Raw genomic sequence first — 25,014 nt, forward strand, 5'->3', positions numbered from 1 at the left:
CTGATAATACCTGTTGCGCCGGTATGACCCGACCCTGACCGCGGCTATCTCCAGGTCGCTGACGGCCCTTCCCTCCCAAAAATTAGATACCGGGGGATCGTCCACTCAGATCATGGATCGATCGCTCGACAACCTGCCTGATGCGATCCCGGTGGTCACCGGGATCGCGACGGCGTCCGGTCAGGTCCGCCTCATCTGGGTCTGCTCTCGCTCGGGACCGAGGGTGCGGAGGATACTCCTCCCCGGCGACCCACGAGTTGATGCGGCGATGATCGAGGCCATGCCTCCCGTCGAGGAACCCCGCGACGGAGAGATCCTGGCGCTGGTCGCCGGGATACGGTCGCTCCTCCAGGGGAAGGATGTCCGGTTCGATATCGGTCTCCTCGACCTTGACCGGTGCCCGCCCTTCCAGCGGCGCGTGCTCCTCGCCGAGTACGGTATACCCCGGGGATATGTCAGCACCTACGGGCGCATCGCCCGGCACCTCGGAAAGCCGTCTGCCTTCCGGGCGGTCGGGAACGCTCTCGCGAGGAACCCATTTCCCCTCGTCATCCCCTGCCACCGGGCCCTGCGGTCGGACGGACGCCTGAGTGGATTCCAGGGTGGGCTCGCTCTGAAACGGAGGCTGCTCGAGATGGAGGGTGTCAGGTTCCGGGAGGACGGACGGGTGCTCATGGACCGTGTCTGGTACTGAAGGCCGTTACGGGGATTGCGGCCCCCTCAGCGGTTTTCTATATCCAACTGTCGCTCTCCTGCAGGGTCGATCGAGGGAGAGGTATATGTGGGATCGCGTTCACCCCCCAACGGGGTGATCAGATGGCAAATATTACCCAGCAGATGGCGAATGTTACCGAGTACAGTGCGGTCAACCTGGCGAAGGACGCCGGGGTTGATGTAGAACGATGGGATCGGATCCCGGACGACGCGACGATCAACAGGACCGTTGAGGCGATCAGGGCAAGGAACATCAACGTGATCCTGACGAGTACGCCGGAGGAGGGGCTCCGGGCTGTCGTCGACCTGCTGCCCGAAGGGGCCGAGGTCATGTTCGGCTCCTCGACGACCCTCGCCGAGATGGGGTTTGACCGGGCGATGAAGGAGAACCGGAAGGGATGGCACGACTACCACGCGGTCATCACGGCCGAGAACGATGAGAAGAAGCGGCACGCGCTTCGCCGCAAGAGTGTGGCCGCCGATTACTACCTCTCCGGGGTGCAGGCGATCGCCGAGTCGGGCGAGGTCATCGGGTGCGACAAGACCGGGAGCCGGATGGGAGCCTGGCCTCACGCGGCGGCCCACCTCATCCTCGTCTCGGGGGCGAACAAGATCGTGCCGACCGTCGACGATGCGCTCCGGCGGTGCCGGGAGTACTGCCTGCCGCTCGAGAACCAGCGGTCACAGCACGTCTACGGCATCGGGAGCTATATCGGCAAACACGTGATCCTCGATAAGGAAGACGCCGACGGGCGGGTATCTCTCGTTCTGATCAAGGAACGGCTCGGGTATTGAATCTGGCCGCCTGTCTCAGTGCGGCCCGGCGGCATGAGCAGGAAGACCCCCTGCGCAAGCGGGGGGTAGTTCACCTCTCTTGCAGGTCAACCGTATACCTTCTCCTCTACTCTGCCGTTCCTCTGTCAAGCCATGCAGGAGCGGTGTGATCACGGCTGTAGCGGCGCTTCCTCTCCTTCTTTCATTTCCCTGGAGGGTTCGGTATATCTGAACTCCCGTGGTATCTTAATGCACGGAGATCGCAGAAATCCTCAACATCAACGTTCCGCTCTCCGATATCGCGCTCGAAAGCATTCTTCTCTCTGTGATTGTCGCGATCATCGGGTGGATCGTGGTGAAGGTGCTCACGGCTGCCTTCACACGGATGCTCTCCCGGGCCTCGAAACTGCCCGGCCTGGTCGTCGAGTTCCTTGTCCGGTTCTTCTCGATCCTGCTCTATGTGATCCTCGCCCTCATCGCCACCGCGACGATCGTGTTCGACATCTCCTCCGTGGTGCTCGGGCTCTCGGCGGTGATCGGGCTCATCCTCGGTTTCGGCCTGCAGGACACCGTCACCAACCTCGCTGCCGGGGTCTGGCTGGCGGCGTTCCGCCCTATCGATAAGGATGAGTTTGTCGAAGTCAACGGCATATCCGGGACGGTCGTCTCGGTCGGCATCATGGCGACGGAACTCGTGCGAGCCGACAACACCTACATCACCATCCCGAACTCCCTTGTCTGGGGGAGCCCGGTGATCAACTCCACCAGGATGGAGACCCGCCGGGTCGAGGCCAGGGTCCCCTATGACAGCGACCCCGCCATACGGGTCGCGACCGACCTGATGACGGCCCACGAAGGGGTGCTTCCATCGCCGAAACCAGCGGTCGTCGTCACCGAACTCGCCGACTCTTCGGTGAACCTCGCCCTCCGGGCGTGGACGAAGACGTCCCGATATGTGGGGCGTGCAGTGGGACCTGAACCGCGACGTCGTCAGGGTGTTCAGGGAGGCCGGCATCGAGGTTCCCTTCCCGAAGGTGGACGTCCACCTGGACAGGATGCAGTCAACTACCCCCTCCTCGCGTCGGGGGCATGCTACCGTAGGTAGTACCATGCTCTTTACAGGCTTGCGATTCCACCTCTCCTCCGTGTGTGGGGGAGCAGACCGCACCAGGCCGGTTGACGGCGGCCCTGACAGCAATGTTTCTAGATGCATTCAGATCAGCGTTCTCCGTATGCCCGCAGGTGGGGTAGCGAAACGCTTCCTGGGTCTGGCGGTTGCCGGGGTGGACGAACCCACAGGCACTGCTGGCTCGTGTATGCCCCGTCGACGTTGCCGATCTCGTATCCTTGCACTGGTATATCAGGGATATCCGGGTGCGGCCCTCCCGGATCACGACGGTGAAGCCCGGTTAACCTGCACGCCACAGCCCCCGCTAAATAAGCCAGGCTTAACGTAGACGGGGGAAGCCCTCTCTAACGTAGACAAAACGTAACGTGGATAAACCGGGTGAAACCTTCAGATCAAAATTAGCACCCTATCAGAACCCCCGATTCCCCCCACCCGCCCGGAACAGGAATACCACAATTTCAATAGCATTATCTCTCGTAGAGCCAAAAAATAATCAGGATGGCGGGTGCGAAGAAGTACTATGCGGCAGCCGTGCTCGCGGTCTGGCTCATCATCGTTGCCTTCTTCATGATCCTGAACCGGACGCTCGACCTTGAGGTCTTCTTCGTCCTCGCCCTGATCGGGCTCCTCGTCGTTGCCGTCCTGATCGATGGGGCCTTCTCGCGGCCGCGCTACATGCGGTATATCGGCTACCTCATCGCTGCCGGAGTCGCCCTCTTTGCCTACATCGTCGTCGAAAAGATCCTGGAGATCCTTGCCGCATGAAAGCCTCGCAGATCGTCCTCGCGGCGGCAGCCGTCCTCGTCCTCCTCCTCCTCGGAGCCCAGGCAGCGGAGCCGGTCCTCTATGCGGCAACGAACGTATCGACCGCCGCCCACGCCGACCCCGCGACGGTCAAAGAGCGTTCGCCGGGGAACGCCGCGGCGCTCGTCCCCCTGATGGACGACCTCCTGGGGGAGACCGGGACCCTCGCCCTCACGATCAAGCTCAAAGACTACGAGAGTGCCGAGCGCGACCTCGCCCGCTACACCGACCTCTCCCGGCAGTTTGATAGGCTCGTCGTCACCCTCGATGTCTCCGGGACCGACATCGGCGAGTTCCAGCGGAACAATCGGCAGAACCAGGACGCCCTCGCCACGCTCTTGAACGACACCCGGCGGTTCGAGGACTTAAAGCGGCTCGAGATCGAGGTCGAGGGCGACGAGGGCGAGCGCATGGCTATCGCCTACGAGGGCGAGGCCCTCCGACAGAAGATGCAGGAGGGCTTCTCCTCCTATGCGAAGCGAGAGACCGCGACGACCCGGATCGCGGAGCGCTACGGCGCAAACACCACCCCCTACCGCGAGAGCGTCGAGGACTTCGCAGAGGTCGCCGATGCCGCAGACGGCTGGCGGACCGGCGGCACCACCGCCCCGCGATCCCCGCTCACCATAACGATCGCCCCGGATACGGGGCGTTACGGCGAGCTCCTCACGATCGCCGGCCGCTACGCGGGCGGGGTCCCGGGCGCCCCCATCGAGGTCTACGTCGACAGCAGGGCGGCAGCAACCGTCGCCCTCGACGCGAACGGCACCTACACCCACCCCTACCGGGTCGGCCGGGTCCTCGCCGGGCCGCACCTTGCCTACGCCGTCGCCGGTTCGGTCTACTCGGAGGTCGCGACCTTCGAGGTCCTCCCCGGGAACACCAGCATCACCCTCGCCCTCGCGGAGGTGAACCGGACCGCCGTCGCCTGCACCGGAAACCTCACGACGGCCGAAGGCCTCCCGGTCACGGGCGCACCGGTCCTGATCCGGGTCGATGACGGGACTCTCGTCGCGGGAGAGACCGATGAGAACGGCACCTACGAAAGAGTGATCGTCCTCCCGGCCGGAGAGCACACCCTCCAGGCGGAGTTCCACGCTGCGGGCTATCCCCTGAACGCCTCCGAGAGCGAGACGGCGACAGCGACCGTCCGGGGCGAGGACCTCTCCCCCCTCCCGTTCATCGCGGCGATCGCGGCGGCGGCCGGGACCGGGTGGTACCTCCGGCGGCGCACCCCGGAGGAGAGCCTTCCCGCGGCCGGAGAACCCCCCGGGGAGCCGGAGGTCATCGAGACCGAGCCACAGGTGACTGTCGTGGGCCTCCCCCCGCGGGAGGCGGCGACCGTCCTCTTCCGCGCCCTCCGTGCCCGGCTCGGTCTCCCCGAGACGAAGACCCCGCGGGACTGCGCCCTCCTCGCCCCCGAATATGCCGGGTTCTTCGAGCGCTATGAGCGGATCCGGTATGCCGGCGAGACCCCGACGGAGGAGGAACTCACGAGCATGGAGAGGGTTGCCCTCGGAGGCGAGCCGGATGCGTGAGGCCTGGGGGGTCCTCCTCCTCCTCCTCATCGCGGGCGGCGCAGCCTACGCCCACACCACCACCACCACCGAGGAGTTCAGCCGCTACAACGTCGGCTGGAACGGCACCTCGGCGCTCGCCGAGAGCGAGGACCCCGGGGCGACCCTCCTCATCCTCGCGCCGGACCGGCCCTTCACCCCGGGGGAAGTCGGCGCCCTGCGGGCATTCCTTGACGACGGCGGCCGGGTCCTCGTCGCCGACGAGGAAGGAGGCGCGAACCCCCTCCTCGCCGACCTCGGGAGCACGATACGGGTCCGGCCCGGGAACCTCTCGAGCCTCGACCGCGGCCACACCGACCCCGGGCTCTTCAGGTGTTACGCCGTCGGGAACGAGACCCTCTTTGCCGGGATCGAGACCGTCCTCGCGAACCGCCCCGCGGCGATCGAGGGGGGCGAGGGCCTCCTCGAGACCTCGGTCCTCACCTGGGACGACGCCGACGGCGACGGCCGGGTCAGCGGCGACGAGACCTTCTCGCGGCATGTCGTCTGCGCCCGGGAGGGGAACCTCATCGTCCTCGGCGACCCGAGCCTCTTCGTCAACGCAATGCTCGCCGAGAACCCGGTCTTCATCGAGAACCTCGGGTCGGTCCGGATCGACCCCCACAGCGGGACCGGCACCGCTAACCCGATCATCAACACACGCGTATGGATACAGGAGACGCCGCTCGCTACGGCCGCCCTGGCCGCCCTGGCCATCCTGCCGGTGGCCTGGCACTTCGGGAGGAAGAGAGATGATTGACGACCAGTCCAGAGATATCAAGGAGATCACAGACGCTTACGAAGAGATCCGGATGACCGCCCAGCAGGTGGTCGTCGGGAACCTCCACCTCATCGAGGGGATCTTCATCACCATGATCAGCGGCGGCCACCTCCTCATCGAGGGAGTTCCGGGGACCGCAAAGACCACCGCCTGCAAGATCGTCGCCCGCCTCATCGGCTACGACTTCAAGCGGGTCCAGGGGGCCGTGGACCTCCAGCCCGCCGACATCATCGGGGTCCGGATCTACGACCGGAACAGGAGCGAGTTCATCCTCCAGAGGGGACCGATCTTCACGAACTTCCTGATGATCGATGAGATGAACCGCTTGACGCCGAAGACCCAGAGCGCACTCTTAGAGGCGATGAGCGAGCGGCAGACGACGATCGACGGGACGACCCACCCCCTCCCCGACCCCTACTTCGTCATCGCCACCCAGAACCCCCAGGAGGCCGAAGGGACCTTCCCGCTCCTTGAGGCCCAGTGCGACCGGTTCATGTTCAGCACCACCCTCGACCATCTCGACGCGGAGAACGAGCTCGAGGTCCTCCGGCGGGAGCGTGCCGGGGAACTGGACGCCTGGATCTACCGCGACCGGCTCATCCCCATTCTCAGTCCCGAGCGGGTTGGGGCCATGGCCGCGGCCGCCCGGAGGGTCCGGGTCGACGAGACGGTCATGACCTACATCCGCGACCTGGTCCTTGCCACCCGGAAACACGGTGACATCCGGCTCGGCGCGAGTTCCCGTGCCTCGATCGCCTTCCTCCGCGGATCAAGAGCGCGGGCGGCCCTGAACGGCCGGGCCTACGTCATCCCTGACGACGTCCGGGCACTGGCCGTCCCGGTGCTGCGGCACCGCATCCTCCTCACCCGGGAGGCGGCGATCACCGGGGTCACCCCGGAGGCGGTCATCGACGAGATCGTCGAGAGCGTCGGGGTGTCCTAGGGATGATCCGGCCGACCCGGACGAGCGGCGGTGTTGCCGCGCTCGCCCTCGCCCTCGCCGCCGTCGCCTTCCTGGTTGCAAACCCTGCCGCGGCCCTCGCCGCCGGGACCCTTGCCCTCTTCCTCCTCTGGCGGGGGTGGCGGTTCGAGCGCGACCTCGTGGTTGCCGCCGCCTCCCTCGTGGTGACCCGCGAGGTCGACCGGACGATCCTCCGGCAGGGGACGGCCGCGACCGTCCGGGTCCGGGCCGACCTCGTCGTCCCGCCCGGTCTCAAAGTCCAGGTCCGCGACCTCCCGCCGGCGGTTGCGGTCGGCGACGCCCCGCTCTCCCCACCCGGGAAGACCGCGACCTACACCGTCCGGCTGATGGCCCCGGGGGAGACGGCGTTCGGCGGCGCCGTCCTCTCGGCAAGCGACGCCTTCTTCTCTCGTGAACTCGCCTGCCGCCGCTCTGATCTCCCGCACCTCCGGGTCTTCCCCGCGGGGACGACCGAGGACGGGAGGGGAACGGGGTCCGGCGCTGGCGACGCCGAGGTGGACCGGCGGACCGCGCTCGGCGGACAGGGGATCCGCGGGTTCCGGCCCTACCAGACGGGCGACGACCCCGGCCGGATCGACTGGAAGGTCTCAGCCCGGCGCGACGCCTACTACGTCCGGCAGCCGGCCGGGCTTGAGGGCGGGTCGCCCCTCATCGTCGTCGACCTCCCGGCCCGGACCGGGGACCCGGCAGCCTTTGCCCGGTTCTCGATGGCCATCTCGGGCGCCGTCGAGGGGGCGATCAACTCCCGTGACGGCTGTTCCCTCCTGGTCGTCGCCGGCGGTGACGTCGTCCGGTTCCTCCCCCGGACAGAGGATATCCGGGAGGCTCTCGCGGCCCTCGGGGGCCTCTCGCCGCTCGAACCCCGGACCCCCCTCTACCGGGCGCCGGGACCCGCCGTCCTCGCGGGACGGGGACGGACGAACGGACGGGGGGCCGGCCCGGAGGAGAAGACCTACCTTGCGAGGTTTGCCTCCGTCATCTCCGTCTTTGCAAAACAGAGCCCCGTCCAATTCGCGGCGGCGGTCCGGGCGGCGCTCGGCCAGGCGGATGCAGGGGAGGTCCGGATCTACTCCCTCCTCCCGGCGGGAGACAGGAGCCACCTCGTCCAGATCGTCCACCAGGCGAAGGTCCGGGGGATGCGGGTCGTCCTGAAGGCCCCCGCCGGTTCCGGGACCCTGCCCGGGGTCGATGCCGTGGAGGTGCTCTGATGGAGTTCGACCGAAAGTTCCTCCTCCTCTCTCTGGGCGAGGTTCTCGTCGTCGCTGCGGCGAACCTCGCGGTGGCGCTCATCCTCCAGGTGATCGTCCTCGCCGCTTACCTCGGGGACCGGCGGGGCTACCCGGTCTTTGGGGCGGGAGCGATCCTCTTCGCCGCAGTCCTCTCCATCTCCGGCACCGTCGCCCTCCTCGTCCTCGCGGCCGCCCTCGTCTGCGGCTATGCTGCCCTCACCGCCTACGACTACCGGCTCGCCCGCCGGGCGGCAGGTGAGTCATGACCGCGAACAGCCCCTACCGGGGAGCCTTCCTCCTCATCCTCGCCGCGGCAGGCCTCCTCGTCCTCGCGGCCGTGACCGGCCGGGGGGACATCACCACCGCAACCCTTGTCCTCGCGGGGACGGGCTGCTTCATCGCCGGGGTCTTCCTCCTCGCCCTCCACAAGGGCGAGCCCCTCGACCCGGAGGTCGCCGCCCTCCTCCCCGCCCAGGGGACGATCGGTATCGCCACCCTCTGCGCGGACCTCGGGGTCCAGGGCGACGCCTGGTTCGTGCCGGCCGACGGAACCGTCACCCAGATCATCCCGGTCGGGGAGACCCTTCCGGCGATCACCGGCGACGACTACTCCTACATCACCACCGAAGGCGCAGCCGCCGTCAGGATCGCGCCCACCTGCGCCCCGCTTCTCACGCATCTCCGCGAGAAGCACGCCCTCGAGGTTCCCGAAGAGGACGAGGCCCTCCTCGCCTGCATCGTGGAGGTCTGCGACGATCTCATCGAGGTCGCCGGGAAGACGGAGGCCAGGAGAGACGGCGAGAACATCGTCGTCACCCTTACCGGCTACCGGCTCATCCCCGGCTGCCGGGCGGTCCGGGCGGCCTCCCCGAAGTGCTGCACCATGGTCGGCTGCCCGGTCTGCAGCCTCCTCGCCGCAATCGCGGCGCTCGGGACCAGGACCCCGACGAGGATCGAGCACGTTGACGTCGATGAAAAAAGAGAGACCCTGAAGGTTATCCTCAGGCCGGCCGGACCTGCACCCAGAGATGCAGGTCCCGGTAACTCGCGTTGATCCGATCCGCGCCCGTGGCCTCCGGCACCGTCTCGTTGAAGAGCAGGAACTCGATCCGGTTGTAGTCGGGCGACGGGACCGTGAAGTTCCAGGCCATCTCTTCTGTCCCGTTGTGAGGGACCGTCACCACGAAACGGTCGAGTTGTTCGACCGCGTGGATGGTCGACGTATTCGTCGTGGTATCAAAGGTCTGGTTGAGGGCGAGGACCTCGACCGTGTAGGGGATCTCCCGGTACTCATGGTTCCCGACCCCGACGATCAGCGACTGCGCCGTCCCGGCCGGAAAGTCGGTCGGGTAGTCCGCGGCCTTCCCCCCGGGACCGAGGATGTAGAACTCCGTGAAGTGCTCCCCGTCTTTTGGCACCGCGATGACGTAGGCGGTCGTCAGGAGCGCTGCGACGATCGCGATGACGAGGACCCCGGAGAGGCCGCGGTCGAGCCGGGAGGCGTCGGGGTCGAAGAGCTCCAGCCGGGCGGCATGGAGCATCTCCCGGGCCGGGACCGCAAAGCGGTCGTCGGCCGGGAGGAGGAGGCGCCGGTACCAGGCGATGGCGGTCATCGCAAGGGTGAAGAGGGTGAGCGAGGCCAGGATCGGGTCGAGCCGGATCCCCCAGGGGGTGTAGTTCAGCGCAAGCCCGATGAGGGGGACGACGGCGATCGAGAGCCCGAAGGAGAGAGCGACCCGTTCGATCCCGTCGAGGTCCCCCTTCGATGGGAAGAGCGCGGCGATCAGGGCGTAGCCCGGGATGAAGAGGACCATCGCCACCCCAAAGAGGATCCGGAGGAAACTCTCGTTCAATACCGGGACGTAGACGCAGAGCAAAGTCGCGGCCGTGACGGCGGCGACCGCGACGAGGTCGCCGGGGACGTCCCCGGCGGCCCCGACGATCAGGGGTTGGTGGTCCTCAGTCTTCATGAGCTGGTCGTCAGACTCTTCCTCTCCAACCAAGCATTAAGATTGCGAGAGCGGCGATGGTGAGGAGGGGGGCCATCGGCGCGGCTGTCGGGGTCGTCGCCGCAGGGGTGGTCGCGGTGGTTGCAACGGTTGTGGTGGTCACCGTCGCCGCCAGGGTAGGCGCTTCTGCGGGGACCAGGAGGGCGTAGGTGCCCACCCGGGAGACCGGGGTCGAGATCCGGTCGCCCTCGACCTTCGAGGGGACCGGGGTCCAGGCGCCGTTCTCATAGCGTGCGATGGTCGCCGTCGTCTCGGCCGACGGGAGGCGGAGCGCGAGGGTCGCGGCGGGGTTGAACGCCCGGTTCGCGGGGGTCACGGCGTAGGCGTTCCCGGAGAGGGACCAGCCTGCGGAGGCGTTCCCCTGCGGGAGGAGGGCCTGGAGCCCGGCGCCCGCGATATCGGCTCCGGTTAGAGAGGCTTTCCCGTCGGCCGAGGTCACCGTCGCGGGACCGGCGGTCGGGGTCGGGGTGGTGCTGCCGCCGGAGGAGCCACCGTTACCCCCATTGCCGCCGCTGCTGCCCTGGGTGGCGGTGACGGTCGGGGTCGGGGTCGGGATTCCTCCCCCGATTGTGATCTGCCGGGAGAGGGCCTCTGCCCCATCGACATAGACGGTCACCGTCGCAGTTCCCTGCGCGACACCCTCGATCGCAAAGGAGATCGTCCCGTCCTCCGGCCCCTGCTTCGTGCCCATCACCGTCATGTCGGCGATGATCCTCTCGGCCGCGGCCGTCCCGCTGAGGGTGACGAGGCTGATGGTCCCGCTCCCGATGTTCTGGGATTGAGCGATCCGGACCTCGTTGTTCGCATCGGCGTATTTGCGCATGATGACGGAGCCCCCGTCCGGGAGCTCGGCCGCAAGTTCGGTCAGGTTCGTTCCCCTCGTGTAGGCGTTCACCTCACCGTTGTTGAGGGCGAACGGGAGCGTGAGGTCCCGGGCCGAGAAGGCGAAGGTCTCGCCCGGGGTCGCGGCGAACTCGCCGCGGATGCCGAGCGAGAAGGTAGCGTTGTCGGGAAGGTCGTTCACGGTCACGGTGACCGTATCACCGGACTCGATCGCATCGGGGCTGATCGTGATCGTCGCCGCGGTCGCGGCCGGGATCAACAGAACCAGCAGGAGCAGGAATCCACCCAGTCTCTTCACGAATAAAATCTCCTTATCTCTTGAATAGGTTGTACATGATTCTCCAGAAATAAAAACGTTGATGAGGGATGCCGGAATCGGCCGTATTACGGGCCATAAAGGAATCCAGCGGCCGCTGCTAGGAAGTAGAGGACGAGGAGCCCCTGGAAGGCGAAGTAGCCCTGGACGTTCGCGACGGCGTGAGGGAGGGCGGATGCCCGGTCCGGGGACCGGTGCAGGAACCCCCGGAGAGCGAGCAGAAGTGGGACAAGCGAGATCAGCGCCACCGGAAAGAAGTCCACCGGAGAGAAGATCCCGGTGAGGGCAAAGAAGGCGAGCGCCGCGGTCGCAAGCGCCGCCGCGAGGGCGATGAGGCGAAACGCGAAGATCCTCCCCCGCCGCACAACGAGGGTCCGTTTCCCCCCGGCGATGTCGCCCTCCATATCCGGGATCTCGACGCTCACGATGAAGACGAGGCCGTAGAGGAAGAGCGGGAGAGCGAACGCGAAGAACGAGAGGTCAAGCGTCCCCGCCGCGACGAAGTAGCCCGCGCCCGGCATCAGGAGGCCGAAGGTGATCATGTTCGTGACCTCGCCGAGGTTGCGGTAGGCGAGTGCGACCGGCGGTGCGGTGTAGAACCAGCCGAGCAGGTTCCCCGCTATGCCGAAGGCGAGGAAGACAGCCGGGTAGTCGTAGACGGTGACGAAGACGGTGCCGATCAGGATCGAGACCGCCATCAGGACGACGGCCGCAGCGAGCGCGGCAGGTTTGAGGGACGGGTGGGCGGCGAGAACACCGCTCCCCCCGGAGATCGCCGTCGTCTCGACGAACCGGTCCGCATCGGCATCGAAGTAGTCGTTGCTGTAGTGGACCGAGAGGTGCGCCGCCGCCATCGCCGCGTAGCCGAGGAGGAACTCGCCCGGGGTGAACCATGCCCCGAGGAGGAACGCGAGGAGCGCCCCGGCGGCGAACGGGATGAACCCCGAGAGGAGGAAGGGAAACCGCCCGAGCCTGATGAACTCGGCGACGGCATGGGTATCCATGGTGAGGGCTTCGAGGCCGGTCCGGTATGTATACCTTTGGACGCTACCGGCCGGAGGCGGGCACCGCGCCCCGGAGGGCATCGGTCCCTCCCCCGACGTAGATGAGCCCGAGGACCGCAAGGGCGAGGGTCTCTTTCTCCCGGGCGGTAAGATCGCCGCGGCAGGAGAGCGCGATCCGGGAGAGGTCCCACCGGTCGGAGAGGGAGGCGAGGTCCGCTCCGGCGGGGAGGCCTTTCACCTCCAGGGTGACCTCACCGATCAGGGCGAGGACCCGGGCATCGTCGGAGGCGCTCCCGAGGAGGGCGAGGTCCCGTGCCGGGACCGGGAGCGCCTCCTCCGAAAACCCGGCAAGGATCCCGGTAAAGAGCCGGGCCGTGGAGCGGTCCATGAGGACCCGGATGAGGCCGTCCGGGGCGCCGAAGGTGTAGCCGGTATCCCGCTCGATCCGGGGAAGGGTCTCGTGCACCATCCGGTCGGCCTGTGCGAGGAGGCGGCCGACCTTCCGGTGCCATCCCCGTATCCGCCGGAGCCGCCGCGCCCTCCGGGGCGACCGCCGGTGGGTGGGGAGGTGCTCGGCCCGGTAGGCGTGCATCAGCCCCTCCCGGAGCGCCGTGAGGGCCACCTCGAGCGGGCGGGAGGGCGTCCCGTACTCGTATGCCATAGGAAGAGGGTGAGGTAAGGAGAGGTATTTACCTTTCCATAGGGGTCAAGGTATCAGCTCCAGGACGAACGCGGCGGCGATGGCGAGGTGCAGGCAGACGAAGAGGGGGACGAGCCGGAACTTCGGCTTCTGCGTCTTGTGCCGGAAGGCCTGCATCGCAGCAAACGCCCCGAACGGCCCGATGAGCGCAAGAGCGAGGAGCCGGCTCTCCGGCGTCCTCCAGGCCGCCTTCTCCGCCAGCCGCTTGTCGCGGTAGTACGCGAGGAATGCGACGGCGTTGACGAGTATGTAGGCCGCGATCGCGGCCGGCAGGAGGGACATACCCTATCCCTCCCTCCCGGGGACACACATGTCCCGGGGTCCGGGCGCACCTGTTCTATCGAGGTTCTTCACGCTATACCCGTTCTCTCCCGGATCAGAAGAGGCTGCCGTTTGGGAACGCGATACCCAGAAAAAGGCGGCAGGGGACCGGTCCCCTCACCGCGGGCAGAGCTCGGTCAGGTTCATCAGGGTGGCGTTCTCCACCGTGACGTTGAAGGGCACGATCACGATCTTGTCGCCCACCTTCTGCTCGACGTCGGGGACCGGGTACTCAAAGACGCCCTCCCTCCCGTAATCGTGATGCAGAACCGCAAACAGGGTATCGAGGGCGACGAACGTGTGGATCGTGACCGTGACATTCGCGTTCTCCCCATCCTTTACCGGCGCATACCCGATGACACCGCCGGGATGCCCGAAGAGGTTGTTATGGATGGCGACCCATCCGGGGCCGTCGCTCACGACCTTCTCGACCGTTATGTTCCCGACGACCCCGTCGCCCACGACCTCCTGGTCCGCCACCGTGATCGAGGCATTCGCCTCGGTAGCGGTCTGGGCGGAGGCGGGACCGACACAGCAGGCCGCGAAGATCGCCGCAATGATCAGCCAGTAGTTCTTCATGCCATTGACCTCCCCCGTGGGGGAGGGGGGAGGTGCCCCGGGGATACATAAAGGGTTCGGGTGGAGACCGCACCTTTTTTAAGCAGAATACATAACCGTCACCATCACCATGAGAGAGACCCTCGCCGCGCTCGCGGACCTGACCCGCGCCCACTTCTTCTTCGTCTGGCCCCTCCTCTTCTGTTCCGGGCTCGCGCTCGCGTTTCAGAACTACGGCGGCTTTGCGTGGGAACTCGTCGGTCGGGCGGCGCTGATCGGGCTCTTCGGGTTCGAGGCGGGCCTGGTCCTGAACGACTACGTCGACCGGGACTATGACAGAAGAGATGTCAACGGCGCGCTCACCCGCTACTGGCGGCCGATCTCAGGGCGACCGATAGCAGAGGGCCGGATATCTGCCCGGGCAGCCTTCGCGGTCTTCCTCGCCTTCGCCGGGATCGCGGCCGCGCTCGCGGCAACCCTTCCTTCGCCGCACAACCTCTACGTCCTCGGGATCATGGGCTACTCCTACCTGGTCGAGTACTTCTACCAGACGAAGAAGCGGAGCCAGACCCTCCCCATCGCCCAGATGGTCGGGCGGACGGACTTCGCCCTCTTCCCGGTCGCCGGCTATCTGGTGTACGGGAACCCTGATGCGACCGCCCTCCTCTTCTTCCTCTTCTTCTATCCCTGGACGCTTGCGCACCTCGCGGTAAACGACATCGCCGACATCGAGAACGACCGCGCCCGGGGGATGGCGACGATTCCGGTTCTTTATGGGATGCAGGGCGCGATCGCCTGGACCCTCGGCTTCTCGGCCGTCCATGCCGTGATGGCGCTCGTCTTCGGCCTCACCCTCGGCCCGGTCGCCCTCGCCGGGTTTGCCGCAGGGCTCGTCCTCCTCGGGGCGGCAAACGCCCTCATCCTCAGGGAGAAGAGTCCGGCCGCGGCGATGCGGGCGCTCCCGCTCGTCCACGCGACCGTGATCGTCTACGCGGCGGCGATCATCGCGGCCGCCGTGCTCACGTGACGATGAAGGCCCCGTGCATCGAAGGGTGGACGTCGCACCGGAAGAAGTAGTTCCCCGGGGTCTCTGGCGCCGTGAAGGTGTAGGTGATCGTTGCAGGCCCCATGACGATCTCACCGATGAAGAGCGCTTCGCTCGCCGAAGCATCCGTGTAGACCGAGACGTTGTGCGGAGTGCCGTCATCCCGGTTCTCGAAGGTTATGGTCACTTCTGCGCCGGCCGGGACCGTGATCGTCTCCGTGCTGAAGGAGAAACCCTCAGCCGTTACCGCCACGGTCACCTTCTCCGCGGCGCGGGCCACCTCCGGGGTCACGCCCGCACCCCCATGACTGCGGTTGTTTGTGTCATGCGCCCAGCCTGTCGGGCAGGGACCATAAAGGTTACGCCGCGCGCTCGTAGATCCGGACACCATCTCTATCGTAGATCAGCATGAGGCCCCGGTCCGGCAGCCTGACATCATAACGCTCGCGCTCCGGGGCACCGACATAGAGGAAGGTCGCGTTGTACTTCTGCATCAGCGCAAGGGTCTTGTCCGGGTCCTTGTAGATCGCCCGGATATCAGCCGGACGCTCGGCATACCACGCCCCGTTCCCCCGCCAGGTCAATTCGTGGCTGATCTGCCCGAGGATCGTGGGGATGCCGGTGAAAGAGGAGATCCTTGAATAGTAGCCGTAGTCCCCGTTCTCCGCCTCCACAATCCGGTGGTCGCCGCCGAGCGCCCGGAGGTAGTCGATCGCCGCGGCCTCTCCGGGCCGCGTGGCCTCAAGGTAGGCGAGCCCGTCGAGGGTATGATACCCCGCGGGAGGGTAATCGATCCCGAGGAGGCCGCGGCCGATATCGATGTTGAGGGCGAACGGGGCAGCGATCAGCGCCGCGGCCGCGATGACGGCAGCACCCTTCCGCGCCGCGTCCGGGAGCACCGGGCGCCGTCCTGCAAGCCACTGCCCGGCAAGGAGCAGGGAGCCGGTGCCGAGAAGGATCCAGGCGTCGAAGTAGAACTTGAAGATGGTGTTGAACCGGCTGTGGTCCCCCCCGAGCATCTCCTTGAGGTAGAACAAGTCGCAGAAGGCGAGCACCAGAAGCCCGGCGATGCAGAGGAGGTCGGGAAATGAGCGACCCCTCCGGAGGAGGAGGTAGGCAAGCGGGACGGCGACGACCCCGAGGGCGATGTAACCGGTGGCGAAGAACGGGATGGCAACGGCGAGGTAAACCGGCGATCTCCGAATATCCCGGGCGATGGCCGCGTAAGTGATACCGAGGAACCCGCCCCAGATCGCGAGAAACGCGAGGGGGGCGGTGGGGGGAAACCCCATGCCGAGCCCGCTGATGCCCGCGGGCTCGAGCTGCAGGTAGTAGGGAAGGTAGATGAGGAAAGCAACCGCCGGGACCGCGATGACGGCCACGAGGGTGGAGCGGTCTCGCTCCCGGGCCAGAAGGGTGAGGAGGAGAATGACGACGGCCGGGCCGTAGACGAGAGCGTCCCAGGAGCTCAAGGGGGGCATCGAGCCGATGGAGAGGCCGATGAGGAGGACAAGCCCCCACCGTCCCCGGGCATCGAGCCCGTGCCACCGCAACCACGCAAACCCGAGGAGGAAGATGAGGAGAAACTGGTTGAACGCGGCCATCTCGAACGCATGGGCGTTCCCGAGGAAGAGGGAGAAGACCGGGAACTCGAACCTGGCCCCGGGGATGATCCAGTTGGTATCCTGGAAGGTCGAATAGAGATCCCCGCCCGTGGCGAGGAACCAGAGGATCGACGGCGGGACAAGGAGAAGGACCGCGAGCGCTATCCACTTCCACCGCCGGAGAAAGAGGTTGCCAAGGGCATAGAGCGTCACAAACGCCGCCCCATAGACCGTGGCCGGGATGAGGTTGAAAGCAACCTCGGAGGGTGTGCCGGTGACGATCGCAAGGCAGCCCATCAGCCAGTGACCGAGGTAGTAGTAGACGGTAAGGTGTCCGCCTGCAAACCAGGGATCGAGCGGCGGCACGACGGGCTCGCGGATGACGCTTGCAAGGAAGGCATGGTTCATGTACTGTTCGCTGAAGTAGCCGATGACCGGATTCGTGAACCTGACGGAGAGCGCGAAGAGGAACCCGACGAGGAAGACTGCGTCCCAGACCAGAAGAGCCCGGAGTTCCCGGGTCCGGTACTCGCCCCGCCGGACGCTGTAGGCTGCAAGGCCGACAAAGAGGAGGAGGGCGAGGGCGACGGGGATGCGGAGCAGGCCGCAGTACCATGTCGCAAGAGCAAAGAGGAGGAGGGAGGCCGGGTATGCCGTGGGGTAGGCGTAATCCCCGAGTGCCGGACGGAGGCGAGGCCAGAGCGCCAGCTGGAGCCCCTTCAGGAGCCCGGCCCAGAGCAGGACATGCGATGCCTGCAGGAGGCAGTCCACACCCAGTAGTGAAGGAGTGGGTATATGCGGTTTTTGCTCTTCCACCCGTGGCCGGGTGCAGATAGTTTAACACAGACTCCGACCGTACCCTAAGGCCGGAACCACATGACCGATGGGAAGAAGAGCAGGAAGCAAGGAGCCATTCCTCTCCGGGAGAGGGGGAAAGTCGCCGTGCGGGGGAAGATTCCGGCAGGCGTGATGACCACATCGCAGATGGCGGCGATAGTCCGGATTGCAGAGGAGTTCGGGAGCGGAGAGGTCGCCATGACAACCCGGCTCAATGTGGAGATCCCCGGCATCGACCGGCGGGACGCCGGTGCGGTCGCGGAGAGGCTCCAGGAAGCGGGGATAGAGACCGGCAGCACCGGAGCCACCCTCCGGTCCGTCGTCGCCTGCAAAGGTACGGTCTGCAGGCACGGGTGCTGCGACACACAGGGACTCGCACGGGCGATCGAGGAGCGGTACGGCGGGTGCGAACTGCCGAGGAAACTGAAGATCTCCATTGCGGGGTGCCCGAACAACTGCGCGAGGGTCCAGCTCAACGATATCGGGATCATGGGGGGGAGGTTCCCCGAGTTTTATGCCGACGAGTGCGAAGGCTGCGGGGCGTGCGAGAAGGTCTGCCGGGAGGGAGCGATCCGGGTCGTCGACGATGAGGTCCGCTTTTCAGGGGAGGCCTGCGTCGGCTGCGGCGACTGTATCGCAATCTGTCCAAAAGATGCGGTCGGTGTCGCTTCGGAGGGACTGCGCCTCTACCTCGGCGGGAGATCGGGCCGGGTCATACGGGTCGGCACCGAGGCAGAGGGGCTGGTCGCTGAAGAAGAGATCCTTGACACCGTCACGAAGTTGCTCGATTACTTCAAGGAGAACGCACTGCCGGGCGAGCGGCTCGGCGAGATGATGGAGCGGGTGGGGGCGGAGAAGGTCTTTGCAGCCGTGGGGATGAGGCCGCGAAGTTGAGGCAGTTCGATATCCGGGGGAATACCCGTCATTGCGGTTGTAACCCCACTTTCTTTCTTTCACGAAGGCCTCGTTCGTAGTCGTCCCAGTCCCCACACTCGGTGATAACTTCCCACTTTTGATGGATATCTCCCTCCAATCGCACGATCCGGGCAGTCCCGTCCAAACTCTCCTCGACCTCGAAGAATTCCCGTGCCTTCTGCTCGTTAAAAGGGCCGTAACGCTCGATGCTGCCGTCGTCGCCGGGGACCTCGACCCGGTATTTCAGTCTGAGGGTGTCCATCATCATTCACCAGTCCGGAGAATCGCCTTCAGGCCCATAAACCTTGGGGAGTCCTTACAGATCCGGGGTTCAAGGGGTGCAAGAAAGCCCCCGGCTTGAGCCGTGGGGATGAATTGCATCCCTTGGTCCGTTCACTTTCGCCCCGCGCGGCTATTCTTTATGTCCCGAGGGAGTCCAATACGCCTGTAGAGCCCGCCATGAGGCACGTCACCCGGTACCGGTTCTACCCCTCGCAGAAGGTAGAGGGGCGGCTGTTCACTGGCTTTGCGAGGTGCGCCTTTGTCCGGAACTGGTGTCTTGAGAACAAAGTGTATCAGGACTCCTGCCTCCCGAAGTTGAAAGCCGAGTATCCCGAGTTGAGGGAGGTCCACAGCAAGGTGCTGCAGAACGTCGTCCAGCAGATCGTCCACAACCTCCGTGCGCTCAGAAAGCTGAAGGAAAAAGGGAGGAAGGTCGGCAAGTTGCGGAAGAAGTGGGTTCATTCGATGATCTACGAGCAGACCGGGTTTCGGCTCACAGGCAACCGCCTCTGGCTGAGCAAGATCGGAGAGATGCGGATCGAGCTCAGCCGCCCGGTACCGGGCCGAATCAAGCAGATCGTGATCAAGCACACCCCTGCCCACAAGTGGTTCGTGGCCGTGGTCTCAGAGACTCCCAACACCCCAGAGCCGACGACCGGCACCCGGGCGGTCGGGATCGACCTGAACCTGGAGAACTTCTCCACCGACACCGAGGGCACGGTCTTCCCGCACCCACACAACGTCAGGAAGGCCGCAAAAAGGCTCCGCCGGGCCCAGAGAAAACTCTCCCGGGCCGTGGACGGGAGCTGGAACCGCCGGAAGCAGCGGGTCCGGGTTGCCCGGATCCATGAGCAGGTCGAGAACCGCCGCAATGACTTCCTGCACAAGTGGAGCCGGTACTATGTTGACCGCTATGATCTTATCGCTCTGGAACACCTGAACATCAAACCGATGGTCGAATCGCTGGATGCAAAACTCCGCGGCAGATCCAGGCCTATTCTCGATGCCGCGTGGTACAAAGCAAGAGAGTTCATACGCTACAAAGCTGCGAATGCTGGTAAGTATGTGCATCTGATCGATCCGGCCTATACGACGCAGGACTGTTTCCTCTGCGGGCACCGGGAGAAGAAAGACCTCTGGCAGCGAACCCATGCCTGTCCGATCTGCGGCTACACGGTCCCCCGGGATCTGAACGCCGCACGAAATATCCTGAAACGAGCATCCGTAGGGTGGGGCACACCCGAATCTACGCTTGTGGAGACCGGAACCGCTACACCGCCAAGCCTGGCGGTGCAAGTCCCGATCAACGAAGCAAGAATCTCCCGGCTTTAGCTGTGGAGAGTGTCAAGATACAGAGCGGCAGGGGGTGATGGCCCCCTCCAGGGCCGCTTCGATCTCGGCCCCAATATCTCACGCATAGAGCCCAAATCGGAAACAGCCCCAGATATTAGTGTTTTCGGCCGATAAAAAAGAATATTATATTAGGAGGTTACCCGCACACTGGAATGCCGTCACCCGCGGGGGCTACGTCGGACGTTGACCCCGGTTCATTGTCAGGCCTCTCGACCGAACAAGTAGTTTCAAAGCTCAGGGAAGAAGGCTACAATGAGCTCCCTCCCTCAGACAAACGGGGTCTCCCGGAGATACTACTGGGAGTCATACGCGAACCCATGTTCATCCTCCTCGTCGCGGGCGGCCTCATCTACGTTGCCCTGGGAGATATCCGGGAAGCCCTGATGCTCCTGAGTTTCGTCTTCGTGGTCATCGGCATCACTGTGTATCAGGAGCAGAAGACCGAACGGGCGCTCGAGGCACTCAGAGACCTTTCGAGTCCACGTGCCCTCGTAATCAGAGAGGGGGAGCAAAAACGCATCCCCGGTCGGGAGGTCGTGTCACGCGACATACTGGTAGTATCCGAGGGTGACCGTGTCCCGGCAGACGCCGTGCTCATCAGCGCGAACAACCTCCTGGTCGATGAATCCCTGCTCACCGGCGAATCGGTGCCTGCCCGCAAGGTACCATGGCACGATGGGATGACGCTAGGGCGGCCCGGCGGCGAAGACCAGCCGATGGTCTATTCGGGCACGCTCGTGGTGCAGGGCCAGGGGCTGGCCGAGGTCAGGTCGACCGGTCCCAGGACCGAGATGGGGAAGATCGGGACGGTTTTAACCTCGGTCGAGCGGAGTAAGACGAGATTAAAAGGTGAGATCGACCGCCTCGTCCGGGATATCGCCCTCCTCGGCCTCGGCCTCGTCGCGGTCATCGTCGTCGTCTACGGACTGACGCGGTTTAACTGGACCGGGGGATTCCTTGCCGGCATCACGCTCGCGATGGCGATCCTTCCCGAGGAACTGCCCGTCGTCCTGACCATCTTTCTTGCCCTGGGCGCCTGGAGGATCGCGGGCCGCAATGTGCTCACCCGGCAGGCCCCGGCCATTGAAACTCTGGGCTCGGCGACGGTACTCTGCGTCGACAAGACCGGGACCCTGACGCAGAACAGGATGACCGTCAGGAAACTCTTCGCGCATGGCCGGGAATGTGAGTATGACCGGACTGGAAAGACGGTCATGCCCGAATTTTGCCACGAATTGGTCGAGTTCGGCATCCTTGCCTGCAAACGGGACCCCTTTGACCCGATGGAAAAAGCGCTCAGGCAGCTCACCGAAGACCTCGCCCAGACCGAGCACGTCCACGAAGACTGGGACTTCCTGCAGGAGTACCCCCTCTCGCAGGAACTGCTGGCGATGTCGAACGTCTGGCGGTCGCGGGAGGGGGGCGGGTACGTCGTCGCTGCAAAAGGGGCGCCGGAAGCGATCGCCGACCTGTGCCACCTCAATGACCGGGAAAAGGAGGAACTACAGGGGAACGTCAATACGATGGCAGCGGGCGGGCTCCGCGTGCTCGGCGTTGCCCGTGCAACGCTGCCCCCGGCCACCCTTCCCGACATCCAGCATGCGTTTTCCTTCACATTTCTGGGTCTCGTGGGGTTTGCCGATCCGGTCAGGCAAAAGGTCCCGGAAGCGCTCCGGGAGTGTTATCTGGCCGGGGTCCGCGTGATCATGATCACCGGCGACTACCCGCTTACCGCGCAGAAGATTGCCGACCAGATCGGTCTGACCAGGGTGGAGGAGTATATCACCGGCCCCGAACTTGAGGCGATGAGCGACGAAGAACTCAGCCGGCGCATCGCCAGCGTCAATATCTTTGCACGCGTTGTGCCGGAACAGAAACTGAGAATCGTCAAGGCCCTCAAAGCCCGCGGCGAGACCGTCGCGATGACGGGGGACGGTGTGAACGATGCCCCCGCATTGAAGGCAGCAGATATCGGGATTGCGATGGGCGAACGGGGCACTGATGTGGCGCGAGAGGCATCATCCCTCGTCCTGCTCGACGACAACTTTACGTCCATTGTTGCGGCAATCCGCATGGGCCGGCGGATCTTCGACAACCTGAAAAAAGCCATTGCCTACATCTTCTCCATTCACATCCCCATCGCGGGTATGTCACTTCTCCCGGTGCTCTTCGGATGGCCGCTCGTTCTTCTGCCCGTTCATATCGTGTTTCTGGAACTTATCATCGACCCGGCATGCTCAGTGGTCTTCGAGTCTGAACCTGAAGAGGCCGATGTCATGAAAAGGGCGCCACGGAACGCGAAAGAAGGGTTGCTCACCCGGAAGATGGTGGCGGTGAGCGCTCTCCAGGGGGCCGTGGTGTTGGCTATCGTTGTTCTGGTTTACTTCGGCGCCCTCATGCGAAACATCGGTGAATCGGAGGCCCGGACCCTGGCGTTCTCCTCCATCGTGATCGCAAACCTCAGCCTGATCCTGACGAACCGTTCCTGGTCCGAAACCTTCCTCACCACAATAAGGAGACCAAATCGGGCTTTCTGGCTGGTTCTGGGTGGAGCGCTCCTCTTCTTAACCCTGGTGCTCACCGTACCGGCGCTGTTGGACCTCTTCCACTTCAGTCCGCTTGATCCTGCCGATATCGGGCTTTCGTTCGGGGCAGGAGTTTTCAGTGTCCTGTGGTTCGAAATTTATAAAGCGTGGACGAAACGGGCGCACTCTGCGGGCCGCCGGACTATCGGATAACTGCTGTGTTTTGTGGTTCAGCCCGCGGCACGGGACACCTTCCCGACGTGAGAATTACCTTATATAGTATACACCCCTATCTCTACGTGCAGTGTTCTTATCTGCATGAGCAATCCAATGGATTATAACAGAGACAGAGGCAACAGAAATTTCGGTGGTCCTTCGAGGAGCTTCGGCGGCCCCCGTGAAATGACGAAGACCGTTTGTTCAGACTGTGGGAAAGAGTGCGAAGTCCCCTTCAAGCCGACCGAAGGTAGACCCGTCTACTGCCGGGACTGCCTCCCGAAGCACAGAAAACCCCGGTTCTAAACCAATACATCCTTCTTTTTCGCGAAAATTCGTTAGTGGGTCTCTTGGCTGAAGAGTGTCACGAGACCATTGCCGGAGATCCGGCAACACCCATCCCGAGCAGAGCGGTTCAATACAGATGATGGGCCGCAGACAAATATACCGCACATACGCCCAAAAAGGGTCAAAACCGCCCGTCTCGCCACCCCGTTCCGCGCCGAGGAACCTTTTTTAAGGCGAAGAACTCTCCTGCGGTGTACCTGCGACCAGGAACATGGTGAGAGTGATGGTTCAGCCTTTGGATATCGGAGAGTACCGGAACGTCTACGAACCGGGAAATGTAGAGTGCGCCAGCACCGGGGAGATGCGGCCGTTAGAAGAGATCATCGGCCAGGAACGGGCGCTCAGGGCACTGCGGTTCGGCCTCGAGATCCGGGAGCCCGGGTTCAACGTCTACACCGCGGGTGCCCAGGGTACCGGGCGGATGACCGCCGTCCGGAGTTTCCTCGACGAACTCGCGAAGGCCAAGCCCCGGGCGAGCGACTGGGTCTACGTCCACAACTTCAAGGACCAGTACGAACCCAACGCCATCGCCCTCCCGGCAGGCAGGGGGACCCGGTTCAAAGAGGAGATGAAACGGTTCGTCGACGAGGCCCGCCGGGCGCTTCCCCGGGCGTTCGAGAGCGAAGAGTACGCCAAACGTCGGGACGAGACCCTTCAGTCGCTCCAGAAGACGAGGACCGACCTGATCGCCCGGATCAACCACCGCGCCCAGGAAGCCGGGTTCATCATCCAGATGAGCCCCATCGGCCTCCTGACCATCCCGGTCATCAACGGCCAGCCGGTCCCCGAAGAGCAGTTCATCACCCTCCCCGAAGAGGTGCGCACAGAGGTCCAGCGGCGCCGGGACGCCCTGAACGCCGAACTCCGGAGCATGCTCCGGCAGGTGCAGGATATCGAGCGGCAGGGGAACGAGGCGGTGACGACCTTAAACCACGATATCGCCTTCTACGCGATAGGCAACCTCGTTGCCGAACTCAAGGAGCAGTATGCCGACGTCCCGGAGGTCCCCGAATACATCGACGCCGTCCAGAACGACATCCTCGAGAACCTCCAGGCCTTCCTCGGGGTCCCCGAACAGCCGGGGGCCCCGCCCCAGTTCCAGGCCTTCATCCGGGAACTGCCGTTCCGGAAGTACGACGTGAACGTCGTCGTCGACAACGCCGGTGCCAAAGGCGCCCCGGTGATCGTCGAGCAGAACCCCTCCTTCCAGAACCTCCTCGGGAAGATCGAGAAGGAGGTCCAGTTCGGGATCTTCACGACCGACTTCACGATGATCCGGCCGGGCTCGCTCCATAAGGCGAACGGCGGCTACCTCGTCCTCAGCGTCGAAGACCTCCTCCGGATCCCCTTCTCCTGGGACGGGCTCAAGACGGCCTTGAAGACGGGAGAAGCCGTCATCGAGGAACCGGGAGAACGGATGGGGTTCATCGCGGCAAAGACGATCAAGCCCGAGCCCATCCCCCTCGACATCAAGGTGACCCTCATCGGGACCCCGATGCTCTACCACCTCCTCTACCAGATGGATCCCGACTTCAAGGAGCTCTTCAAGGTCAAGGCCGACTTCGACACCGTGATGGATAGAAACGACGAGAATGCCGGGAAGTACGCCGACTTCATGTGCAACCTTGTCCGGGAGGAGAAACTCCGGCACCTGGAGCGGGGGGCGATCGCCCGGGTGATCGAACACGGTTCGCGTCTCGCCGCGGACAAGCAGAAACTCTCGACCCAGTTCGCCATCGTCGCGGACCTGATCCGGGAGGCGAACTTCTACGCCGCGGGAGACGGCGCGGAGCAGATCGAGCGGCGGCATATCATGAAGGCGATCGACGAGAAGGTCTACCGCTCGAACCTGATCCAGCAGAAGGTCGAGGAGTACATCCGGCGCGGGATCTTCCTCATCGATACCGAGGGGGAGAAGGTCGGGCAGGTGAACGGCCTCTCGGTCATCGGGCTCGGCGACTTCGCCTTCGGCCGGCCGTCGAAGGTGACCGCGAGCATCGGGGTCGGCCGGGAGGGGATCATGGATATCGAGCGGGAGGCGGCACTCGGCGGGCCGATCCACACGAAGGGCGTCCTGATCGTGAGCGGCTACCTCAACAACAACTACGCGCGCGACAAGCCCCTCTCCCTCTCGGCCCGGCTCGTCTTCGAGCAGAGTTACGAGGGGAT

The 25,014-nt window shown here is 64.7% G+C and carries 26 protein-coding genes; 16 read left to right on the forward strand and 10 right to left on the reverse strand.

The features are described 5' to 3' along the window. Positions 1-112: 112 nt before the first annotated feature. The 3 genes from V6K60_RS00130 (at position 113) to V6K60_RS00140 (ending at position 2,593) form a co-directional block, all read left to right on the forward strand. Complete coding sequence (locus tag V6K60_RS00130; RefSeq protein ID WP_332448478.1) at positions 113-694, forward strand: methylated-DNA--[protein]-cysteine S-methyltransferase; 582 nt, start codon at positions 113-115, stop codon at positions 692-694. Positions 695-816: 122 nt separating this feature from the next. Continuing rightward, positions 817-1,509, forward strand: a complete 693-nt coding sequence (locus tag V6K60_RS00135; RefSeq protein WP_332448479.1) for a lactate utilization protein — start codon at positions 817-819, stop codon at positions 1,507-1,509. A gap of 304 nt (positions 1,510-1,813) precedes the next feature. Next, entirely contained in the window at positions 1,814-2,593 is a 780-nt protein-coding gene (locus tag V6K60_RS00140) for a mechanosensitive ion channel family protein (protein WP_332448480.1), read from the forward strand. Here V6K60_RS00140 and V6K60_RS12810 read toward each other — a convergent pair. Then, on the reverse strand, positions 2,550-2,882 hold the full coding sequence (locus V6K60_RS12810) for a zinc ribbon domain-containing protein (RefSeq protein ID WP_442919538.1): 333 nt from the start codon (positions 2,880-2,882) through the stop codon (positions 2,550-2,552). The genes V6K60_RS00140 and V6K60_RS12810 overlap by 44 nt on opposite strands. A 233-nt stretch (positions 2,883-3,115) precedes the next feature. Here V6K60_RS12810 and V6K60_RS00145 point away from each other — a divergent pair, with 233 nt between their 5' ends. Genes V6K60_RS00145 through V6K60_RS00175 form a run of 7 tightly spaced genes read left to right on the forward strand, consistent with a single transcriptional unit; the run spans position 3,116 to position 9,023 of the window. Further along, positions 3,116-3,382, forward strand: a complete 267-nt coding sequence (locus tag V6K60_RS00145) for a hypothetical protein (protein WP_332448481.1) — start codon at positions 3,116-3,118, stop codon at positions 3,380-3,382. Beyond that, positions 3,379-4,959: a carboxypeptidase-like regulatory domain-containing protein gene (locus V6K60_RS00150; protein ID WP_332448482.1), complete on the forward strand. Its 1,581-nt coding sequence runs from the start codon at positions 3,379-3,381 to the stop codon at positions 4,957-4,959. The genes V6K60_RS00145 and V6K60_RS00150 overlap by 4 nt, the downstream gene beginning before the upstream one ends. Next, a complete protein-coding gene (locus V6K60_RS00155) occupies positions 4,952-5,737 on the forward strand; it encodes a DUF4350 domain-containing protein (RefSeq protein WP_332448483.1) in 786 nt (261 codons plus the stop codon). Before V6K60_RS00150 ends, V6K60_RS00155 begins: the two co-directional genes overlap by 8 nt. Further along, positions 5,730-6,701, forward strand: a complete 972-nt coding sequence (locus V6K60_RS00160; protein WP_332448484.1) for an AAA family ATPase — start codon at positions 5,730-5,732, stop codon at positions 6,699-6,701. The genes V6K60_RS00155 and V6K60_RS00160 overlap by 8 nt, the downstream gene beginning before the upstream one ends. 2 nt (positions 6,702-6,703) lie before the next feature. Then, a complete protein-coding gene (locus V6K60_RS00165) occupies positions 6,704-7,948 on the forward strand; it encodes a DUF58 domain-containing protein (RefSeq protein ID WP_332448485.1) in 1,245 nt (414 codons plus the stop codon). Continuing rightward, entirely contained in the window at positions 7,948-8,235 is a 288-nt protein-coding gene (locus V6K60_RS00170) for a hypothetical protein (RefSeq protein WP_332448486.1), read from the forward strand. Before V6K60_RS00165 ends, V6K60_RS00170 begins: the two co-directional genes overlap by 1 nt. Next, on the forward strand, positions 8,232-9,023 hold the full coding sequence (locus V6K60_RS00175) for a hypothetical protein (RefSeq protein ID WP_332448488.1): 792 nt from the start codon (positions 8,232-8,234) through the stop codon (positions 9,021-9,023). Before V6K60_RS00170 ends, V6K60_RS00175 begins: the two co-directional genes overlap by 4 nt. Here the strand turns inward: V6K60_RS00175 and V6K60_RS00180 are convergent. The 6 genes from V6K60_RS00180 to V6K60_RS00205 form a co-directional block, all read right to left on the reverse strand. Then, the gene (locus V6K60_RS00180) at positions 8,971-9,939 is read right to left on the reverse strand and encodes a DUF1616 domain-containing protein (protein WP_332448503.1); all 969 of its coding nucleotides are present in this window, start codon (positions 9,937-9,939) and stop codon (positions 8,971-8,973) included. The genes V6K60_RS00175 and V6K60_RS00180 overlap by 53 nt on opposite strands. A 10-nt stretch (positions 9,940-9,949) precedes the next feature. Beyond that, positions 9,950-11,119 (reverse strand): hypothetical protein, encoded by a 1,170-nt coding sequence (locus tag V6K60_RS00185; protein WP_332448489.1) that lies wholly within the window; start codon positions 11,117-11,119, stop codon positions 9,950-9,952. 86 nt (positions 11,120-11,205) lie between these two features. Next, positions 11,206-12,141 (reverse strand): prenyltransferase, encoded by a 936-nt coding sequence (locus V6K60_RS00190; RefSeq protein WP_332448490.1) that lies wholly within the window; start codon positions 12,139-12,141, stop codon positions 11,206-11,208. 43 nt (positions 12,142-12,184) lie between these two features. Further along, the gene (locus V6K60_RS00195) at positions 12,185-12,802 is read right to left on the reverse strand and encodes a hypothetical protein (RefSeq protein ID WP_332448491.1); all 618 of its coding nucleotides are present in this window, start codon (positions 12,800-12,802) and stop codon (positions 12,185-12,187) included. A gap of 45 nt (positions 12,803-12,847) precedes the next feature. Continuing rightward, positions 12,848-13,123 carry a DUF1294 domain-containing protein gene (locus V6K60_RS00200; RefSeq protein ID WP_332448492.1) on the reverse strand — a complete coding sequence of 92 codons (276 nt, stop codon included), beginning with the start codon at positions 13,121-13,123 and terminating at the stop codon, positions 12,848-12,850. A gap of 156 nt (positions 13,124-13,279) precedes the next feature. Beyond that, positions 13,280-13,741: a DUF7282 domain-containing protein gene (locus tag V6K60_RS00205; protein WP_332448493.1), complete on the reverse strand. Its 462-nt coding sequence runs from the start codon at positions 13,739-13,741 to the stop codon at positions 13,280-13,282. 109 nt (positions 13,742-13,850) lie between these two features. On the opposite strand from V6K60_RS00205, the gene V6K60_RS00210 reads away from it, so the two are divergent. Further along, on the forward strand, positions 13,851-14,747 hold the full coding sequence (locus tag V6K60_RS00210) for a UbiA family prenyltransferase (protein WP_332448494.1): 897 nt from the start codon (positions 13,851-13,853) through the stop codon (positions 14,745-14,747). Here the strand turns inward: V6K60_RS00210 and V6K60_RS00215 are convergent. Together V6K60_RS00215 and V6K60_RS00220 are read right to left on the reverse strand one after the other, a co-directional pair. Next, positions 14,740-15,057 carry a cupredoxin domain-containing protein gene (locus V6K60_RS00215; protein WP_332448495.1) on the reverse strand — a complete coding sequence of 106 codons (318 nt, stop codon included), beginning with the start codon at positions 15,055-15,057 and terminating at the stop codon, positions 14,740-14,742. The genes V6K60_RS00210 and V6K60_RS00215 overlap by 8 nt on opposite strands. A gap of 67 nt (positions 15,058-15,124) precedes the next feature. Continuing rightward, on the reverse strand, positions 15,125-17,140 hold the full coding sequence (locus V6K60_RS00220; RefSeq protein WP_332448496.1) for a DUF2298 domain-containing protein: 2,016 nt from the start codon (positions 17,138-17,140) through the stop codon (positions 15,125-15,127). 105 nt (positions 17,141-17,245) lie between these two features. Between V6K60_RS00220 and V6K60_RS00225 the strand changes: the two genes are divergently transcribed. Beyond that, positions 17,246-18,100 (forward strand): 4Fe-4S dicluster domain-containing protein, encoded by an 855-nt coding sequence (locus V6K60_RS00225; RefSeq protein WP_332448497.1) that lies wholly within the window; start codon positions 17,246-17,248, stop codon positions 18,098-18,100. Positions 18,101-18,128: 28 nt separating this feature from the next. Here V6K60_RS00225 and V6K60_RS00230 read toward each other — a convergent pair whose 3' ends face one another. Continuing rightward, a complete protein-coding gene (locus tag V6K60_RS00230; protein ID WP_332448498.1) occupies positions 18,129-18,389 on the reverse strand; it encodes a hypothetical protein in 261 nt (86 codons plus the stop codon). Between the two features lie 191 nt (positions 18,390-18,580). On the opposite strand from V6K60_RS00230, the gene V6K60_RS00235 reads away from it, so the two are divergent. The 4 genes from V6K60_RS00235 to V6K60_RS00250 form a co-directional block, all read left to right on the forward strand. After that, entirely contained in the window at positions 18,581-19,735 is a 1,155-nt protein-coding gene (locus V6K60_RS00235) for an RNA-guided endonuclease InsQ/TnpB family protein (protein ID WP_332448499.1), read from the forward strand. A 173-nt stretch (positions 19,736-19,908) separates the two neighbouring features. Beyond that, on the forward strand, positions 19,909-22,494 hold the full coding sequence (locus V6K60_RS00240; protein ID WP_332448500.1) for a cation-translocating P-type ATPase: 2,586 nt from the start codon (positions 19,909-19,911) through the stop codon (positions 22,492-22,494). Between the two features lie 105 nt (positions 22,495-22,599). Then, positions 22,600-22,803, forward strand: coding sequence for a CxxC-x17-CxxC domain-containing protein (locus V6K60_RS00245; RefSeq protein ID WP_332448501.1), 204 nt, complete (start codon positions 22,600-22,602; stop codon positions 22,801-22,803). 253 nt (positions 22,804-23,056) lie between these two features. After that, positions 23,057-25,014, forward strand: a 1,958-nt coding sequence (locus V6K60_RS00250; RefSeq protein WP_332448502.1) for a Lon protease family protein, incomplete at its 3' end; no start/stop codon positions are given.

It is taken from the genome of Methanoculleus sp. (assembly GCF_036677455.1).
Classification (GTDB): domain Archaea; phylum Halobacteriota; class Methanomicrobia; order Methanomicrobiales; family Methanoculleaceae; genus Methanoculleus.

Bases quoted from the DNA above. Each gene is read 5' to 3' on its own strand.
- V6K60_RS00230 (WP_332448498.1), bottom strand. From the start codon at position 18,389: ATGATGATGGACACCCTCAGACTGAAATACCGGGTCGAGGTCCCCGGC.
- V6K60_RS00195 (WP_332448491.1), bottom strand. From the start codon at position 12,802: ATGGCATACGAGTACGGGACGCCCTCCCGCCCGCTCGAGGTGGCCCTC.
- V6K60_RS00180 (WP_332448503.1), bottom strand. From the start codon at position 9,939: ATGAAGACTGAGGACCACCAACCCCTGATCGTCGGGGCCGCCGGGGAC.
- V6K60_RS00165 (WP_332448485.1), top strand. From the start codon at position 6,704: ATGATCCGGCCGACCCGGACGAGCGGCGGTGTTGCCGCGCTCGCCCTC.
- V6K60_RS00155 (WP_332448483.1), top strand. From the start codon at position 4,952: ATGCGTGAGGCCTGGGGGGTCCTCCTCCTCCTCCTCATCGCGGGCGGC.
- V6K60_RS00200 (WP_332448492.1), bottom strand. From the start codon at position 13,123: ATGTCCCTCCTGCCGGCCGCGATCGCGGCCTACATACTCGTCAACGCC.
- V6K60_RS00135 (WP_332448479.1), top strand. From the start codon at position 817: ATGGCAAATATTACCCAGCAGATGGCGAATGTTACCGAGTACAGTGCG.
- V6K60_RS00175 (WP_332448488.1), top strand. From the start codon at position 8,232: ATGACCGCGAACAGCCCCTACCGGGGAGCCTTCCTCCTCATCCTCGCC.
- V6K60_RS00190 (WP_332448490.1), bottom strand. From the start codon at position 12,141: ATGGATACCCATGCCGTCGCCGAGTTCATCAGGCTCGGGCGGTTTCCC.
- V6K60_RS00225 (WP_332448497.1), top strand. From the start codon at position 17,246: ATGACCGATGGGAAGAAGAGCAGGAAGCAAGGAGCCATTCCTCTCCGG.
- V6K60_RS00245 (WP_332448501.1), top strand. From the start codon at position 22,600: ATGAGCAATCCAATGGATTATAACAGAGACAGAGGCAACAGAAATTTC.
- V6K60_RS00160 (WP_332448484.1), top strand. From the start codon at position 5,730: ATGATTGACGACCAGTCCAGAGATATCAAGGAGATCACAGACGCTTAC.
- V6K60_RS00235 (WP_332448499.1), top strand. From the start codon at position 18,581: ATGAGGCACGTCACCCGGTACCGGTTCTACCCCTCGCAGAAGGTAGAG.
- V6K60_RS00150 (WP_332448482.1), top strand. From the start codon at position 3,379: ATGAAAGCCTCGCAGATCGTCCTCGCGGCGGCAGCCGTCCTCGTCCTC.
- V6K60_RS00240 (WP_332448500.1), top strand. From the start codon at position 19,909: ATGCCGTCACCCGCGGGGGCTACGTCGGACGTTGACCCCGGTTCATTG.
- V6K60_RS00170 (WP_332448486.1), top strand. From the start codon at position 7,948: ATGGAGTTCGACCGAAAGTTCCTCCTCCTCTCTCTGGGCGAGGTTCTC.
- V6K60_RS00210 (WP_332448494.1), top strand. From the start codon at position 13,851: ATGAGAGAGACCCTCGCCGCGCTCGCGGACCTGACCCGCGCCCACTTC.
- V6K60_RS00205 (WP_332448493.1), bottom strand. From the start codon at position 13,741: ATGAAGAACTACTGGCTGATCATTGCGGCGATCTTCGCGGCCTGCTGT.
- V6K60_RS00145 (WP_332448481.1), top strand. From the start codon at position 3,116: ATGGCGGGTGCGAAGAAGTACTATGCGGCAGCCGTGCTCGCGGTCTGG.
- V6K60_RS00130 (WP_332448478.1), top strand. From the start codon at position 113: ATGGATCGATCGCTCGACAACCTGCCTGATGCGATCCCGGTGGTCACC.